This window comes from Paenibacillus sp. EPM92 (genome assembly GCF_016586185.1).
GTDB classification, from domain to species: Bacteria; Bacillota; Bacilli; order Paenibacillales; family NBRC-103111; genus Paenibacillus_G; species Paenibacillus_G validus.
Map to the genome: position 1 here is coordinate 54,656 of NZ_BCPS01000081.1, position 15,229 is coordinate 69,884.

General features: G+C 55.8%; 18 protein-coding genes. All 18 read right to left on the minus strand.

Annotated features, from left to right (window positions below):
• Window positions 1-12: 12 nt before the first annotated feature.
• The gene (gene ahrC, locus JMF85_RS20230; RefSeq protein ID WP_054795192.1) at window positions 13-462 is read right to left on the minus strand and encodes a transcriptional regulator AhrC/ArgR; all 450 of its coding nucleotides are present in this window, start codon (window positions 460-462) and stop codon (window positions 13-15) included.
• Between the two features lie 40 nt (window positions 463-502).
• Entirely contained in the window at window positions 503-979 is a 477-nt protein-coding gene (locus JMF85_RS20235) for a hypothetical protein (protein WP_054795193.1), read from the minus strand.
• A gap of 138 nt (window positions 980-1,117) precedes the next feature.
• Window positions 1,118-1,960 carry a TlyA family RNA methyltransferase gene (locus JMF85_RS20240; RefSeq protein WP_127605491.1) on the minus strand — a complete coding sequence of 281 codons (843 nt, stop codon included), beginning with the start codon at window positions 1,958-1,960 and terminating at the stop codon, window positions 1,118-1,120.
• A 21-nt stretch (window positions 1,961-1,981) separates the two neighbouring features.
• Window positions 1,982-3,868, minus strand: a complete 1,887-nt coding sequence (gene dxs / locus JMF85_RS20245; protein ID WP_127605493.1) for a 1-deoxy-D-xylulose-5-phosphate synthase — start codon at window positions 3,866-3,868, stop codon at window positions 1,982-1,984.
• A 96-nt stretch (window positions 3,869-3,964) separates the two neighbouring features.
• Entirely contained in the window at window positions 3,965-4,870 is a 906-nt protein-coding gene (locus JMF85_RS20250; protein WP_141333984.1) for a polyprenyl synthetase family protein, read from the minus strand.
• Complete coding sequence (gene xseB / locus JMF85_RS20255) at window positions 4,867-5,127, minus strand: exodeoxyribonuclease VII small subunit (protein ID WP_054795195.1); 261 nt, start codon at window positions 5,125-5,127, stop codon at window positions 4,867-4,869. Before xseB ends, JMF85_RS20250 begins: the two co-directional genes overlap by 4 nt.
• On the minus strand, window positions 5,099-6,478 hold the full coding sequence (xseA, locus tag JMF85_RS20260) for an exodeoxyribonuclease VII large subunit (RefSeq protein WP_201318808.1): 1,380 nt from the start codon (window positions 6,476-6,478) through the stop codon (window positions 5,099-5,101). The genes xseB and xseA overlap by 29 nt, the downstream gene beginning before the upstream one ends.
• A 2-nt stretch (window positions 6,479-6,480) precedes the next feature.
• A complete protein-coding gene (gene folD / locus JMF85_RS20265; RefSeq protein WP_127605499.1) occupies window positions 6,481-7,347 on the minus strand; it encodes a bifunctional methylenetetrahydrofolate dehydrogenase/methenyltetrahydrofolate cyclohydrolase FolD in 867 nt (288 codons plus the stop codon).
• A 75-nt stretch (window positions 7,348-7,422) separates the two neighbouring features.
• Complete coding sequence (nusB, locus tag JMF85_RS20270) at window positions 7,423-7,887, minus strand: transcription antitermination factor NusB (RefSeq protein ID WP_054795197.1); 465 nt, start codon at window positions 7,885-7,887, stop codon at window positions 7,423-7,425.
• 84 nt (window positions 7,888-7,971) lie between these two features.
• Entirely contained in the window at window positions 7,972-8,211 is a 240-nt protein-coding gene (locus JMF85_RS20275) for a DUF2273 domain-containing protein (protein WP_054795198.1), read from the minus strand.
• A 15-nt stretch (window positions 8,212-8,226) separates the two neighbouring features.
• Complete coding sequence (amaP, locus tag JMF85_RS20280; protein WP_054795199.1) at window positions 8,227-8,787, minus strand: alkaline shock response membrane anchor protein AmaP; 561 nt, start codon at window positions 8,785-8,787, stop codon at window positions 8,227-8,229.
• 77 nt (window positions 8,788-8,864) lie between these two features.
• On the minus strand, window positions 8,865-9,278 hold the full coding sequence (locus JMF85_RS20285; RefSeq protein ID WP_127605501.1) for an Asp23/Gls24 family envelope stress response protein: 414 nt from the start codon (window positions 9,276-9,278) through the stop codon (window positions 8,865-8,867).
• Between the two features lie 183 nt (window positions 9,279-9,461).
• Window positions 9,462-10,820, minus strand: coding sequence for an acetyl-CoA carboxylase biotin carboxylase subunit (gene accC / locus JMF85_RS20290; protein ID WP_127605503.1), 1,359 nt, complete (start codon window positions 10,818-10,820; stop codon window positions 9,462-9,464).
• Window positions 10,821-10,837: 17 nt separating this feature from the next.
• Window positions 10,838-11,323, minus strand: a complete 486-nt coding sequence (gene accB, locus JMF85_RS20295; RefSeq protein ID WP_054799649.1) for an acetyl-CoA carboxylase biotin carboxyl carrier protein — start codon at window positions 11,321-11,323, stop codon at window positions 10,838-10,840.
• Window positions 11,324-11,702: 379 nt separating this feature from the next.
• Window positions 11,703-12,458 carry a SpoIIIAH-like family protein gene (locus tag JMF85_RS20300; protein ID WP_141333987.1) on the minus strand — a complete coding sequence of 252 codons (756 nt, stop codon included), beginning with the start codon at window positions 12,456-12,458 and terminating at the stop codon, window positions 11,703-11,705.
• Window positions 12,459-12,506: 48 nt separating this feature from the next.
• Entirely contained in the window at window positions 12,507-13,139 is a 633-nt protein-coding gene (spoIIIAG, locus tag JMF85_RS20305) for a stage III sporulation protein AG (protein ID WP_054795202.1), read from the minus strand.
• 4 nt (window positions 13,140-13,143) lie between these two features.
• Window positions 13,144-13,887 carry a stage III sporulation protein AF gene (spoIIIAF, locus tag JMF85_RS20310; RefSeq protein ID WP_181410039.1) on the minus strand — a complete coding sequence of 248 codons (744 nt, stop codon included), beginning with the start codon at window positions 13,885-13,887 and terminating at the stop codon, window positions 13,144-13,146.
• 29 nt (window positions 13,888-13,916) lie between these two features.
• A complete protein-coding gene (spoIIIAE, locus tag JMF85_RS20315) occupies window positions 13,917-15,122 on the minus strand; it encodes a stage III sporulation protein AE (protein ID WP_141334062.1) in 1,206 nt (401 codons plus the stop codon).
• Window positions 15,123-15,229: the final 107 nt, after the last annotated feature.

The window sequence follows — 15,229 nt, forward strand, 5'->3', positions numbered from 1 at the left end:
CTTCCCCTGCGATTAACTTAGCATTCCGAGAATTTGATTGACCACATGGACGCTCTGATCCTTCGTCCGGCAAATGATCAAGATCGTATCGTCGCCGCAAATAGTCCCCATAATCTCATTCCATTCCAGACTGTCGATCAGGGCGCCGATCGCATTCGCCGTGCCGGGCAAGCTCTTCAGCACGACCAGATTCTCCGAGTAATCGATATGGACGAAGTGGTCGTTCAGCGCGCGGCGGAGCCGCTGCAGCGGATTGTATCTTTGATCCGCCGGCATCGAATATTTATATCGTCCGTCGTCGAGCGGTACTTTGATCAGATGCATTTCTTTGATATCCCGCGAAATGGTCGCCTGGGTGACGTGAAAACCGCCGTTGCGCAGCTGCTCCACCAGTTCATCCTGCGTTTCGATTTCGTTGTTCGTAATAATTTCGCGAATTTTCACATGTCGTTGGCCCTTCATAGGTTCCTCCCTGAGGTATGTGATCGGCTATGTGTGAACATTAAAGTTCCTCTTCATCCGGTTCGGTTAAGCTGAACCGGTAACAATCGATAAGCTTGTCCTGCAGATGCACGTAAAGGACGCCGGCGGTTTGCGCATCCAACAGTTGGTAGACGAACAACCGGTCGCGGACCGCGCTGCCTGTTTTCTCAAGCGGCTTACGATCCTTGGCCAGCTTAACGGCGTAATATTCCCCGTCCCGCTCCGCCATATAATCGATAAACAACCGGCTTTGCAGCGACTCCGAATCGTTCACCAAAATATATACGGGCACGCGCCGTTTGCCGCTCAACACCCGGTATCCGTATTCCCCGAGTAATAGTGTCGCTTCATCCTCGGGAACGGCTTCTTCCGTTAACCACTCCAAGGGCGGCACTTGCTCCACCGTTTCGCGCATTTTTCCCCGAAGGTACTTATACAGCCAGAAAATGAGCACGACGATGAGGAGAATCACAATGAAACCGTCTCCGCTTTGCATGGCATCACCTCGGGTAGTACTATTCGAGGAAAATGCGCCAATCTCCTCTATAATTGGCAAAAAAACTCATCCCGGTTACGTCGGACAGACGTTGCCGTCCGTCCTCCAATAACGCGCAGGCCAAGCGAAATTACCGCTTCAACCCTGGGATGAGTCCTGCATGCTTTGCGACTCCTGCACGACAGCCCGAATGAGAGCATCCAGCTCCGGCTCCGGGATGACGCCTTGTATGGATTTTTGTAAATAAGCTAAAAATTCGATGTTCCCTTCGCCGCCCTTGATCGGAGAGAACGTTAACCCGCGCAGGGCGAAACCGTTCTGCTGGGCGAAGCGCAGCACCGTCTCCAGCACTTCCCGGTGTACGGCCGGCTCGCGGACGACGCCCGTCTTCGGCACCTTCTCCCGGCCAGCCTCAAACTGAGGCTTTACGAGCGCCACAACCGTCCCATCGTCGGCTAACAAGCCGTGGAGGGCCGGTAATATAAGCTTCAGCGAGATGAACGACACGTCGATCGACGCGAAAGTCGGCTGAGGCCCTTGAAGATCCCCGGGCTGCATGAAACGGAAATTTGTGCGTTCCATCACGCACACCCGCGGATCCTTACGCAGCGACCAATCCAATTGATTGTATCCGACGTCGACGGCGTAAACGTAGGCCGCGCCATGCTGCAAGGCGCAGTCCGTGAAGCCGCCGGTCGACGCCCCGATATCGAGCATCGTCACACCGCTCACGTCGATCTCGAACTTGCGGAGCGCCTTCTCCAGCTTCAATCCCCCACGGCTGACGTAGGGGTGCAGCGCGCCCTTGACGACAATCGCTGCGGCTTTGGGCACTTTCGTGCCCGCCTTGTCGACCGGTTCGCCCGCTACGGAGACGAGCCCCGCCATAATGGCGGATTTCGCCTTCTCGCGCGTTTCGAACAGTCCGCGTTCGACAAGAAGAACGTCCAGCCGTTCCTTTTCCGTTTTATCCGATGCCATGAACCTCTCCTACTCTGAACGTTACGCCCTTTGTCGTTTGCGGGGCACGAGCGCCGTCAATTCGGACACGAGACGTTCGGCGGTCAAACCGACTTCCTCCCGCTGTTGTCCGACCGAACCGTGCTCCACGAAGTAATCGGGAACGCCGATCGTCTTCACCCTCATACCGTAATGGTTATGGAGCGAATAATACTCAAGAACCCCGCTGCCGAAGCCGCCCATCACGGCACCTTCCTCGAGCGTAAGGACCGGGATATCTTCCTTGGCCAGCTGGTTCAGCATCGCTTCGTCCATCGGCTTGATAAACCGCGCGTTGACGACACGCACCTGTACGCCTTCCTTCGCCAGCGTCTCCGCCGCTTCGAGGGCGATCGGAATCATGGGGCCGACGGCTAAAATCGCCGCATCCTGCCCATGACGGAGCGTTTCCCATGTGCCGATTGGAATCGCCGTCAACTGCTCGTCGAGCGGTACGCCCAGTCCGTTAATGCGCGGATACCGGTATGCGATCGGGCCGTCTTCATAATCGAGCGCCGTCTTCATCATATGACGGAGCTCGTTCTCATCCTTCGGCATCATTACGACCATATTCGGGATGCTGCGCAAGTAAGCAATATCATACACCCCTTGATGCGTTTCGCCGTCGGGTCCGACGAAGCCGGCGCGATCTATGGCGAAAGTTACGTTCAGGTTGGCGCGGCATATATCGTGTACAACCTGGTCATAGGCCCGCTGCAGGAACGTGGAGTATACGGCAAACACCGGCTTCAAGCCTTCGGACGCCAAACCGGCGGAGAAGGTCGCCGCGTGCTGCTCGGCAATCCCTACGTCGAACATCCGTTCCGGGTAGGCCTTGGCAAACCCGAGCAGCCCGGATCCGCCCGGCATCGCCGGGGTAATGGCTACGACGCGCTTATCCTGCGCGGCGAGCTCGATCAGCGTACTGCCGAACACTTCCGTATACATCGGCGGACCGACCGGCTTCAAGACCTGACCGGATTCGATCTTGTAAGGACTGATGCCATGCCACTTGTGCGAATCGGCTTCCGCGGGCGAGTAGCCCTTGCCTTTCAGCGTAATGACATGGACGACGACCGGACCGTTCACCTTATCCGCTTGCTTCAGCGTTTCCATCAGCAGAGACAGATTGTGGCCGTCCACCGGACCGAAATACGTAAATCCGAGCTCTTCGAACCATACCCCCGGTACGACCAAATATTTGAAGGAGTCTTTCAACCGCTCGACCGTCTTGGCAAGCGTCCCGCCGATGGCCGGAATTTTCTTGAGCAATTGCTCGACCTCTTCTTTGGCCTTTACATAATGACGGTCGGAGCGGATGCGCGCCAAATAGTTGCTGAGCGCGCCAACGTTCGGAGCGATCGACATTTCGTTATCGTTAAGCACGACCATCAGCTTACGGCGCTCGTGTCCGATATGATTGAGCGCTTCGAGCGCCATGCCGCCCGTTAAGGCGCCGTCGCCGATCATAGCGATGACGCGGTTTGATTTCCCTTGCAGGTCGCGCGATACCGCCATGCCCATCGCCGCGGATAACGACGTGCTGCTGTGTCCGGCTTCCCAGACGTCATGTTCACTCTCGGACCGTTTCACAAATCCGCAAAGCCCTTTATATTTACGCAAAGTGTCGAATTGATTCATCCGGCCGGTTAAAATTTTATGAACGTAAGACTGATGCCCGACATCAAAAATAAATTTGTCTCTCGGACTGTCAAACAAGTAATGCAGCGCTAACGTTAACTCGACAACCCCAAGATTCGGCGCGAGGTGACCGCCGGTAACCGAAAGCTTCTCGACAAGAAACTGTCTGATTTCAGCCGCCAACGGCTCAAGTTGTTCGAAAGCGAGGCGCTTTAAGTCGTCTGGCTGTTGAATTTGTTCGAGCAGCATGCTTGTTCCCCCCGCTTTCCTTAGTGGATTTGTCGTGTGTTTCTATGTTGATGTCATTATAGCACAGCCGCTTTAGCCCACTCAATCGAACCGGACTCAATGATCCCTCTTCATGAGATAATCGGCCAGCTGCAAAAGCCGTTCCGGATAAGGAATCCCCGCCCCCGTTACCGCATCCCGCGCTTCACGGGTCAGCTGCTCGATCTTCGCTTGCGAAGCTTCGATCCCAATAAAGTACGGATAGGTTACCTTCTGCTGCTTCACGTCGCTTTGCACCGGTTTGCCGAGCTTCTGCTCGTCGCCGACAAGATCCAGAATATCGTCCTGAATTTGAAAAGCAAGCCCGATGCACGTGCCGAACCGATCCAGCGCAGCCAGCTGCTCCGCCGTAGCGCCCGCGATACGGGCGCCCGCCTTCAGCGAGAATACGATCAGATCGCTCGTCTTGTGCAGATGAATGTAATCAAGCTCTTCGAGCTTGGTTACGCCTTGTTCGCCCTGCATATCGGCCGCTTGTCCGCCGACCATGCCCGGCGCGCCGGAAAGCCTGGCCAGATCTTCGACGATATCGGCGATCGTGCCGCCGCTTACGCCTTGCTTCCTAGCTGCTTGAACGATCGTATAGAACGCGTGCGTGAGCAGCGCGTCTCCGGCCAAAATGGCCATCGCTTCCCCGTATACTTTATGATTGGTCGGTTTGCCGCGACGGAAATCGTCGTTGTCCATTGCCGGCAAATCGTCATGAATGAGTGAATACGTGTGGATCATCTCCACCGCAAGCGCGACCGGCATCGCGTCCTCGGCCCGGCCGCCCAGCGCCTCGGCCGAGGCGAGCACAAGAATCGGACGAAGCCGTTTGCCGCCGGCCATCAGCGAATACATCATCGATTCGCGCAGTGCGGCCGGAATGCTCCACTCCTGCGGAATGGAGCGCTCCAATTCATGCTCGACCCGCAGGGCCTGTGTTTGGATATAATCGCGAATGCTGCTTACGGCGCTCATCGGCTTTCTCCTTTATCGGCTTCGCCCGGATTGAAAGGCTTCCGCGTCAAGCCGCCTTCCTGCTCGAGCAGCACCTCGATCTTCCGTTCCACCTGTTCCAGCTTCTGGCCGCACAGCTGAGACAGCTTCATCCCTTCCTGAAACAGCTCGATCGCTTGCTCGAGCGGAACGTCGCCGCTTTCAAGCTTCGCGACAATACGTTCCAGCTGCTCCATCGCCTGTTCAAAGCTAGGCGTTGTTTGTTCCTGATTCGTCATCTCGTTTCTCCTCCATGGACCATACGTGACAATCAATCCGGCCGTCGGCCAGCCGCAGCTTAATAATATCTCCCAGCTGCACCTGCTGCACCGACTTGATCAGCTGCTTCTCCTTCTCGTCGTAAACGAGGCTGTAACCGCGCTGCATGACTTTCAGCGGACTAAGCGCATCGAGCTGACGGAGCGTCGACACCAGCTCCCGCTGCTTCGTCTTGAGCGCGGCCTGCATCGATTGCCGGAGCAGCCGGTCCGCTGCATCGAGCCGCTTACGGGAGTATACAACCTGTTCCTTCGGATTAAAAGCCGCGATTTTCCGATCCGACCGCATCAATCGCTCCTGCGATTTATTGACCCGGCCGCGCATTTTGTAGATGAGCTGCTCTTTTATCCGGTCCAGTCGCTCCGCCGGCTGCAGCATGAGCTGTCGGCGCGGATTCGTCAAATACGGCGAGCGCTGCAGCCGCTTCAATCGTTCGCGGCCGCCTTCCAGACGCGAGGTTAAGCCGCCGTACAGCCGCTGCTTCAGATGCGCGATCCGCTGCGCCAGCTCCAGATGATGCGGCACCGCAAGCTCGGCTGCCGCCGTCGGCGTAGCCGCCCGCAGATCCGCGACGAAGTCGGCTATCGTGAAATCCGTCTCGTGCCCGACCGCCGAAATAACCGGCAGGACCGAAGCGTATATCGCACGCGCGACGATTTCTTCGTTGAACGCCCAAAGTTCTTCCAAGGAGCCGCCCCCGCGTCCGACGATCAATACGTCCACTTCGTTTAATCGGTTCATCTCTTCGACCGCCCTTACGATCGAAGGTGCCGCCTGCTTCCCTTGCACAAGCACGGGATAGAGCAGCACCGGCACGGACGGATAACGCCGCTGCAGCGTAATGATAATGTCGCGCACCGCAGCACCGGTCGGCGACGTGATGACCCCGATCGCGTGCGGAAAAGCCGGGATCGGCTTTTTTCGTTCCGGTGCGAACAAGCCTTCGGCTTCCAGCTTTTTCTTGAGCTGCTCGTAGGCCAGATACAGGCTGCCGATGCCGTCGGGCTGCATCTGCGTCACGTAGAACTGATAAGCCCCGTCCCGTTCATATACGGATATATTACCGCAGGCGAGCACCTTCGTGCCTTCCTTGGGGATGAACCCGAGACGCTGGTTATACGACGCGAACATGATGCTCTTCAAGCGGCTGTCCGCATCCTTCAGCGTGAAGTACATGTGTCCGCTCGAATGATGCGTAAAATTGGAGATTTCCCCGCGCACCCATACGTTTTGCAGCGCGTCGTCGGCCTCCAATTTATTTTTAATAACCCGGTTAAGCTCCTTGATCGAGTAAATCGTTCGTCCGCTCATGGCTAATGCACTGCGCGCAAACCGGCCGCCCGCTGCGCCGCTTCCAGCGTATTGCGCAGAAGGATGGTGATCGTCATCGGTCCGACGACGCCCGGCACCGGCGTAATCACGCTTGCCGTATCGACCACATCGTCAAAGTCGACGTCTCCGGACAGCTTGCCCGTATCGAGCCGGTTCACACCTACGTCGATGACCACGGCGCCCGGCTTCACATGCCGGCGTTTGATCACCTTCGGCTTGCCGATAGCGGCAATCAGAATATCCGCTTGGCTCGTAATCTCTTCCAGGTTGCTCGTGCGGGAATGGCAGGTGGTAACCGTCGCATGCTCGCGAAGCAGCAGAATGCCCATCGGCTTGCCGACAATGTTGCTGCGGCCGATGACGACCGCATGCTTACCTGCGATGTCCACGCCGACCTTCTTCAAGATCTCGATCACGCCTGCTGGCGTACAAGGCGCCGGTCCCGGCTTGCCGATCATCAGGTTGCCGACGTTGACCGGATGGAAGCAGTCGACGTCCTTCTCGGGGGCAATCGCCTCAACTACCCGTTCTTCGTTGATTTGCTTCGGCAGCGGCGATTGCACCAGGATGCCGTGAATCGCCTTATCCGCATTCAGCTTGGCGATCAGTGCGAGCAGCTCGCTCTCTGACGTTGCTTCCGGCAGCTTGTACACTTCAGAGTGAATGCCCGCCTCTTCGCATGCGCGGTTCTTGTTGCGCACATAGACGTGAGAAGCCGGGTCTTCGCCGACGATGACGACGGCAAGACCGGGCTTCACCCCTTGGGCAATCAACCGGTCGACCTGATCTTTAATTTCGGTTCGGTAGGCGCCGACGAGCTCCTTACCGTTAATCACATGTGCAGACATCGCTTACGTTCCCCTTTCGTCTTCTCCGAACTTTCTTTACGATGAAGGCTTCGCTCTGAGTTGGCTCGAATCATATCAAGCTTCTGGCGATGACGATTGACCGCGAAGCGTATCCAAATCTTTGATCATTTTGCCCAGCACGCCGTTGACAAACTTCCCCGACTCTTCCGTTCCGAAATTTTTGGACATCTCGATCGCTTCGTTCACGACAACCTTCGGCGGCACATCGTCGCGGAACACCATCTCATAGGTGGCCAAGCGTAAAATTTCGCGGTCCACCTTCGACAGCCTGTCCATTTGCCAGCCTTTTAAATAGTCCACAAGCAGATGGTCGATTTGCGACTTGTGGCTAAGCGTCCCTTCGACCAGCTCCTTGACGTCTTGCTCGGAGATTCGATCCTTCTCCCGCGTCAGCTGTCCTTCGTCCTCGCCTCTCGCTTCCTCCACGACGTGATCGACGGCATCGCCCGTGCTCACTTCGTTCATGGCCATCTGGTATAAGCTTTGTAGGGCAAGTTCCCTTGCCAGTCTTCGTCTCATGTAATGAAAATCCTCCTGTTGGGTCGCTTGTCCCGGCTACAATCCTTCGCCCGACAAAAAATCCTTGGGCGTCTCCCAAGGATTTTAGCGGAACAGTCTCCATTTGTCCATTAGCCTACGCCAAGTGTCTTCTGCGGGAAACACCGGCTCGTTCCGGTCCAACTTTTTCCCTATGTAATATCCAGTATATACGATCAAGACAAAGATTAACATATGAAACAAGCCGAAGATCAAATAAATGATGCCCAGCACCACCCCGGCGATGACGCCGAAGGTCTTCCCTCTGTGCTGTTCGAGAAGCCGCTCCCAGATTTGCACCCACATGCGGGACACTCCCCTCTACTCCACCCGGCTTTTGAACGTGGGGGACGATTGCTGAATGTTCGCGATAAACACGGACACGAACGCCACGGGAATGCCGGTGATGTCTTCGATATGCCGTTTCACGTTCGCCTGCATTTCTTCCGTCAACGCCGGAATCGGGGTTTCTCCGTCCACAATCGCCCGAATGACGATCTCAAGGCCCGCTTGGTTCACTTTGACACGGGCACGCAGGTCTCGAACGCCGCGAGAGCGGGAAGCCGCCTTCAGGGACAAATTCTCAACCGTATCGAGCGAGATGCGAATATCCCCGAACTCCGTCCGCTGATCGATCGAAGGCACGGACGATTTGCCGCGCCGCGCCGACAAGTACAGAAAGCGAACGGCGAGCAGCAGAACGACAGCCGTGACAATAATGAAAGGAACGGCGACGTTAATCTCGTTGTATACGTCATGAACAAAATTTTGCGCATCGTTCAAAGGAATCAGCCCGAATGCCGCAATGAGCAGGACGAATGATGCAAGGAGTACGACGATACTAAAAATAAACAACAGCAGTTTGTCGAGTACTTTGGCCACGGGATCGGGCTCCTTTCGCAGGTATGGAGGAAACCCCCAGACGTGAACGTAAGGGGGTTCAACCTGACTATGATCGTTTATTTAACGCGCTGCGTGTTCGTTTCCGGCTCTTCCGGCGGCTTCTCCGCACCTTTAAAAATAACGTCATGGATATGCACGTTCACCTGAACGACACTTAAGCCGGTCATCGATTCGATCGCGTGTTTGACGTTCTGCTGCACGCCGCTCGCCACCTCCGGGATCCGGGTGCCGAATTCGATAACGACGGAAACATCGATCGCCGCTTCGCGCTGTCCGACTTCAACCTTTACGCCTTTGGACAAATTTTTGCGACCGAGCAGCTCCGCGATCCCGCCGGCGAAACCGCCGCTCATACCGGCAACGCCGGGAACCTCGATGGTCGCCATGCCGGCAATGATCTCAATCACTTCAGGAGCAATTTGAATCGTACCCATGTCGGTCTTTTCGTAATCGGCAGCAACTATACTCATGGTTAGGTCCTCCTCCAAGTTTTTGCTGAGGCAAAAACGGCTTCATTCACAACAATTTACATACGATCGTCGGTAGTCCTTCACTTTTGCCCGAATTAGCGACTGGTTCTGATGCCAGCCCGACCCTTGTCTGTATTGTATACTATACCATTTGGACAAAAATATGACAATGAACCGGCAATATTACGAGTTGGGGTCGTTCACGTCGTGCTCTTCCAGGAACTTAATGTCAAAATCGCCCGCCAAAAACTTCTTATGCTCCAGAAGCTTCAGGTGGAATGGAATTGTCGTATGTACGCCCTCAACGGCAAATTCGGCAAGCGCGCGCTTCATTCGCTGGATCGCCTCATCGCGATTTTTGCCCCAGACGATGAGCTTCGCGATCATCGAATCGTAGTGCGGCGGAATCGTGTAGCCCGGATAAGCGGCGCTGTCCACTCGAACGCCGAAGCCGCCCGGCGGCAAGTAAAACTTGATTTGCCCGGCCGACGGCATGAAATTGCGTTCCGAATCCTCCGCGTTAATGCGGCATTCGATCGCCCAACCGTCGATCTTCACGTCTTCCTGCGTAAACGAAAGCGGCTCGCCTTCGGCGACGCGGATCATTTCTTTTATAATATCGATTCCGGTGATAAGCTCCGTTACGGGATGCTCCACTTGAATCCGGGTGTTCATTTCCATGAAATAAAATTGGCCGTCCGCGCCGAGCAAAAACTCAAGCGTTCCTGCGCCGGAATAGTTAACCGCTTTCGCCGCACGCACCGCCGCTTCACCCATCGCCTCGCGAATTTCCGGCGTCAGGATCGGGCATGGCGCTTCCTCGACGAGCTTCTGGCGGCGTCGCTGCACCGAGCAGTCGCGCTCGCCCAGGTGGACAACGTTGCCGTGTTTATCGGCAAGCACTTGAATCTCGACGTGTTTCATGCCGGTCAAATATTTCTCCAAATAAACGCCGGCGTTGCCGAACGCCTTCTGCGCTTCCTGCTGGGCGGCCGTAATTTGCTGAATGAGCATTTCTTCATTGTCAGCTAAACGTATGCCCTTGCCCCCGCCGCCTGCGGTCGCTTTAATGATGATCGGGTATCCGATTTCCCGGCCGAGACGAATTGCTTCTTCCACATTCTCGACCAACCCGTCGGAGCCCGGAATGACCGGTACGCCGGCTTCTTTCATCGTTTGCTTGGCGACGGATTTGTCGCCCATCTTGCTGATCGCTTCCGGGGAAGGACCGATGAACGTTATATTGCAGCTTTCGCATATTTCTGCGAAATCGGCGTTCTCCGCGAGAAATCCGTAGCCCGGATGGATCGCGTCGGTTTCCGTCAGCGTCGCCACGCTCATGATGTTCGTGTAATTCAAATAGCTGTCCTTGGACAGCGTGGGTCCGATGCAATAGGCCTCGTCCGCCAAGCGGACATGCAGCGCGTCGCGGTCGGCTTCCGAGTAGACCGCAACCGACGTAATGCCGAGCTCGCGGCAAGCGCGAATGATGCGTACCGCAATTTCACCGCGGTTGGCAATCAAAATTTTATGAAACTTCAATGCGGCTCTCCTCCTACTTACTCCGGTTTCACCAGGAACAACGGCTGCCCGTACTCCACAAGCTGTCCGTTCTCCACGAGCACTTCTACGATCTCGCCCTTCACTTCGGCTTCGATCTCATTCATCAGCTTCATCGCTTCGATGATGCAAACGACGGTTTTCTCTTTTACCGCACTGCCCTTGGATACGAACGAAGCGGCGCCCGGCGATGGAGCGGCATAGAACGTGCCGACCATCGGGGACACGATTGTATGTAGACCTAAGTCGGCTGCCGCCGGTTTGGACGCGCTTGGCGCTTCCGCTGCAGGGGCTTGTACCGCCGCTTGAGGGGCAGGCACTTGCGCATACACAGGAGCGGCCGGAGCCGCGGTCACGACAACCTGTTCGGTTTTATTCGGTTTACGGATGAAAAGGCGCGAGCCTTCGCTTTCAATTTCCAGTTCTTGCAAAGAGCTTTGATCCACAAGCTTGATCAATTCTTTGATTTCGCTTAACTTAAACAAGTGCATTCACTCCTTTGGGCATCTGGCGCGCAGCAGGCGATCCATGGAAGGCAATCTTCGCCGCTGGCGATGTGAAACAAACGACGTTGTTATTATATCACAATATAATTTGAAGGGAAGAACTTATTAGTACTTGGTTCTACTTCATATTTTCAGCTGTCGAAATTCCTGATCCCTTTGCAATATCTACCATTTGTTTATGATTTATACTAAATATGGTCTTCCATCCAAAAAACATCAGATACATGATGTGTCATTTCAAAAGGATTAGCCATCCCCCTGCACCATGTTAGATATACGCACGCACTCTTAACTTGTACTTCATTCTGTTACTCCAAATAAATAAGAGTCCGCGGGAGCGGACTCTGTCACCGATGATTTAAGGCTTCATGACGACGGAAATTTGATCCGCCTGAACGCCGAGCTCCTGCATGGCTTTATCGACAATGCTGACGGCTTGGCTGCGTTCCAATTTATTCGACTGCACCGTAACTTTCCATTTGTTCGCGTCTTGCGTGACGACGACCTGCGGGAAGTCGCCGCCGAGGATATCTTCCAGACTGGTTACTTTCGCTTCCATGTCCTGGATCTTGTTGTATTCTTCCTGAGCTTTGGCCGCGGCTTCCGCCGTTTGTTTCGGATCGGTGATAATCGTCATCAAGCTTTCCACCTTCTTCGTCAGCTCTTCATTGCGCTTCATTTGGGCGCTGAGGAAGAAATCGGTGCCGGATGTCGCAGTCGCTTGCATTTTTTGTAAGATTTTAGCTTCTTCGCTCGAAGCGTCCGTTCCCGTATTCGATACGGGCTGCGCCGCTTTGTCGTCCGTTTTCGCAGTGTCGGAGGAAGGCGTATCGGTTTTCGTGCTGCTCTCTTTAGGATCGCCGGCTTTGGCGTTATCCGTTTTGGCGGCGTCCGCTTTCGTATCGGCGGCGGGAGCTGCGTCCGTTTTTGCATCGGCCGCTTCCGGCTGCTTCACATCCAATTGACCCGTGTTCACGACGATCTCGTTCGTTTTAACCCCGGTTGACGCCACTTCCAGCTCGTTCACGTCTTCCGTGAATAAATAGTAGGCGGAGAGGACGACCATCAAGCTCAGCATCGATACCAACCAAATCGTTTGTCTTCTGGAATTCATTTGTTCATTCCTCCTTGAGTTCATCGTTCGTATTTGAAAGACGTTTATTTATTGCTTGCGCGGCAGGATTGAGATCCGGTGCGCGGGAACATCGAGTCCACGCTCCACCGCTTCGACGATCATCTTTTTGACCGTAAGATTTTCCGCCCCCTTGGCAACGACGAGCACGCCTCGGATTTTCGGTTTAATCGTCTTGACGATCAGCGGCTGCTTGCCCCCGGATACTTCGTATAACACCACTTCGCCGTTCCGGGACACATTCGTGATATGCCGGGTTGCCCCATGCTGGTCTTTCTCGTTCGTTACCTGCTGCGTTTCGTTCGTGTTGCGCTCTACCTGGATCTCTTCGCTCGAGTCGATGGTGACCAGCACCTCAACCTCGCCGACCCCCACGATCTTGGTCAAAATGTCCCGCAGCTGCGATTGATACGCTTCTTCATATTCGCGAAAGCCCGTTTGCTCCTTGCTTCCGGAGCCGAACGCGGCTTCGGCCTGATCCGGCGGTGACCCGCGCCCTTCGTTGATCGGATCGACATCCTTCACCGTGATGAACGAATTCATGATCATCAGCGCCGCTCCGACGAGCCCAAGCAGCAGCAGCAGGCGAAACGTCTGCATCCGCTTCGGACCGCCGGGGCCTCCCTTGAACCAGGACAACCAACCTTTCTTGTCTTCTCCCACCGTTTCACCTCCCCGGGGCCGGTTCCAGCGTTAGTTCGATCTGTTCCTGCGTCAGCTGCCAATCTTGCTCCAGCATCCGGATAATTTGCGTCTTCGTTTGCAGCAATGCCGGGGATAGCGGCTCTTTATCGGGTCCGAACGAGGCGGATTGCGGCACTGATCTTGCTGCGGTTGCAGCCGAACCGTCCGAGATTCGAATGTCGGCCACAGGGACCACCGGTTCGATCGGCTTGACCGTTTCCATCGCAGCGACCGGCTTCGCCCGTGCCTGATTCGGGAGTTCGGCCGGACGCCCCTCCGCCACCTGCAGCGTGACCTTCCGGATCACCGGCTGTCCGGTCTCGTCGGGCGCCGTCACGACTTGAACGTTCCGTACGTCCACATCGGCCGATTGTTCAATCTTGCGTTTCATCAATTCTTCCACTTGGTTCTCAACGAGCGCCGACGTTTGCTCGAACTGTCTCGCTTGCAGGGCATTGGCGCGCTGCCGGATGGCCGTGAGCGAGTCCATCTCGCCGCCTGACACCGCCGCCAGGTCGGGCGACAGCGCTGCCGCCAGCCGTTCGTCCAGCGCCGCATCGGAGCGAAGCAGGCTTAGCAGGGGCTGGAGCAGCGTCAAGAGCAGGAACATGCTGATCACGGTCTTCACATAGCGCTGCATCGATTGATTCGGCAGCAGCAAGTCGACGAAGGTGGCGATCAGGATGACCAGCACGACCGACTTCAGCCAACCGCTCAAAAAGTCCAAGCGTTCTCCCTCCTTCGCTGGGCTCCGGATCAGCGCATCATGACCGAGACGTTGCCGGCGCCGATGATGATCGATATCGCGAGAAAAAACATCAGTCCGACGACGGCTAAAGCGGCGAATACATACATCATGCTTTTGCCAATGGTCTCCAGGCAGGTAATCATCGGGTTATCGCCGAGCGGCTGCATGACGGCGGCCGAGATGTTATATATGAAGGCTAACGCCATTATTTTCAGCGCCGGGAAAGCGCACAGCACCAAGATGACGACGACGCCGGCCAAACCGACGGCGTTCTTCACCAGCAGCGAAGCGCCGATGACCGTCTCCGAAGCGTCGGAGAACAGACGGCCGACAACCGGTACGAAGTTGCCTGCGATATACTTGGCCGTACGGATCGTCACGCCGTCCGCCACGGCTCCGGTTGCGCCCTGTACCGAAATGACACCCAGAAATACGGTGATGAATAAACCTAAGCAGCCCAGGCTGATCGTTCGCAGCAAGTTCGCCAGCTGTGTGACCTTGTATTTGTCAGACAACGAGCTGACGATGTGCAGCACGGCGGAGAAGAATAGCAGCGGAAACACCAGAAAGTAGATGGCCGTGCCGACCGCGTGCACCATAAACACGATCAGCGGGTGAAGCACCGTTACGGATACCGCGTTGCCCATCGACGCCAGCAGGGTCAACAGCAGCGGCACGACGGCGATCATGAAGTGTATCATGTCGGATATGGCCGATTTGGCGTAACCGATCGCTACGTTAAAGCTGTTCACCGCCATAATCATCAGGACGAGAAACGAAATCGCGTAAGCGATTTTACTGACCGCGTTCCGCTCAAACGAGCTTTGCAGCGTCTCGAGCAGCATGCTGAAAATCGTGAGAATGACGATGGAGACGAGCAGCTTGCCGTTATACAGCAATTCATGAAAAAAGTAGCGAAACAGGGCGGAGAAAACGCTGTCTATACTGAAGTTTTTGGCGCCGAGCAGCAGCTCCATGAACGTCGGGGCTTTGCTGTCGGGAAAATAACCGCCGTACTGCTTCATCAAGCCGCTCCAAAACTGTTCCACTTGATCGAGCGGCAGCCGTTCCGCCTGCTGGCGCACCAGTTCATCGGCGGGCGTGGCGGCCTGTACCTGCGCTCCGCAGCCGGTCAGGTCCGAGCAGCCGTACCCGACGCCTCCCGACAACAGGAGCACCGTCAGCACCGCGACGACAACGAGCCATCGCTTCATCTCGGCGGCGGAAGGGCGGCGCTGCAGCGGCAGCTCGCTTCTTGGCGGCGAAAGGCGACGATTAGGCAGCAGCATGAGCTTCATCTCCTGGTTGGTTTTGCTCGGGT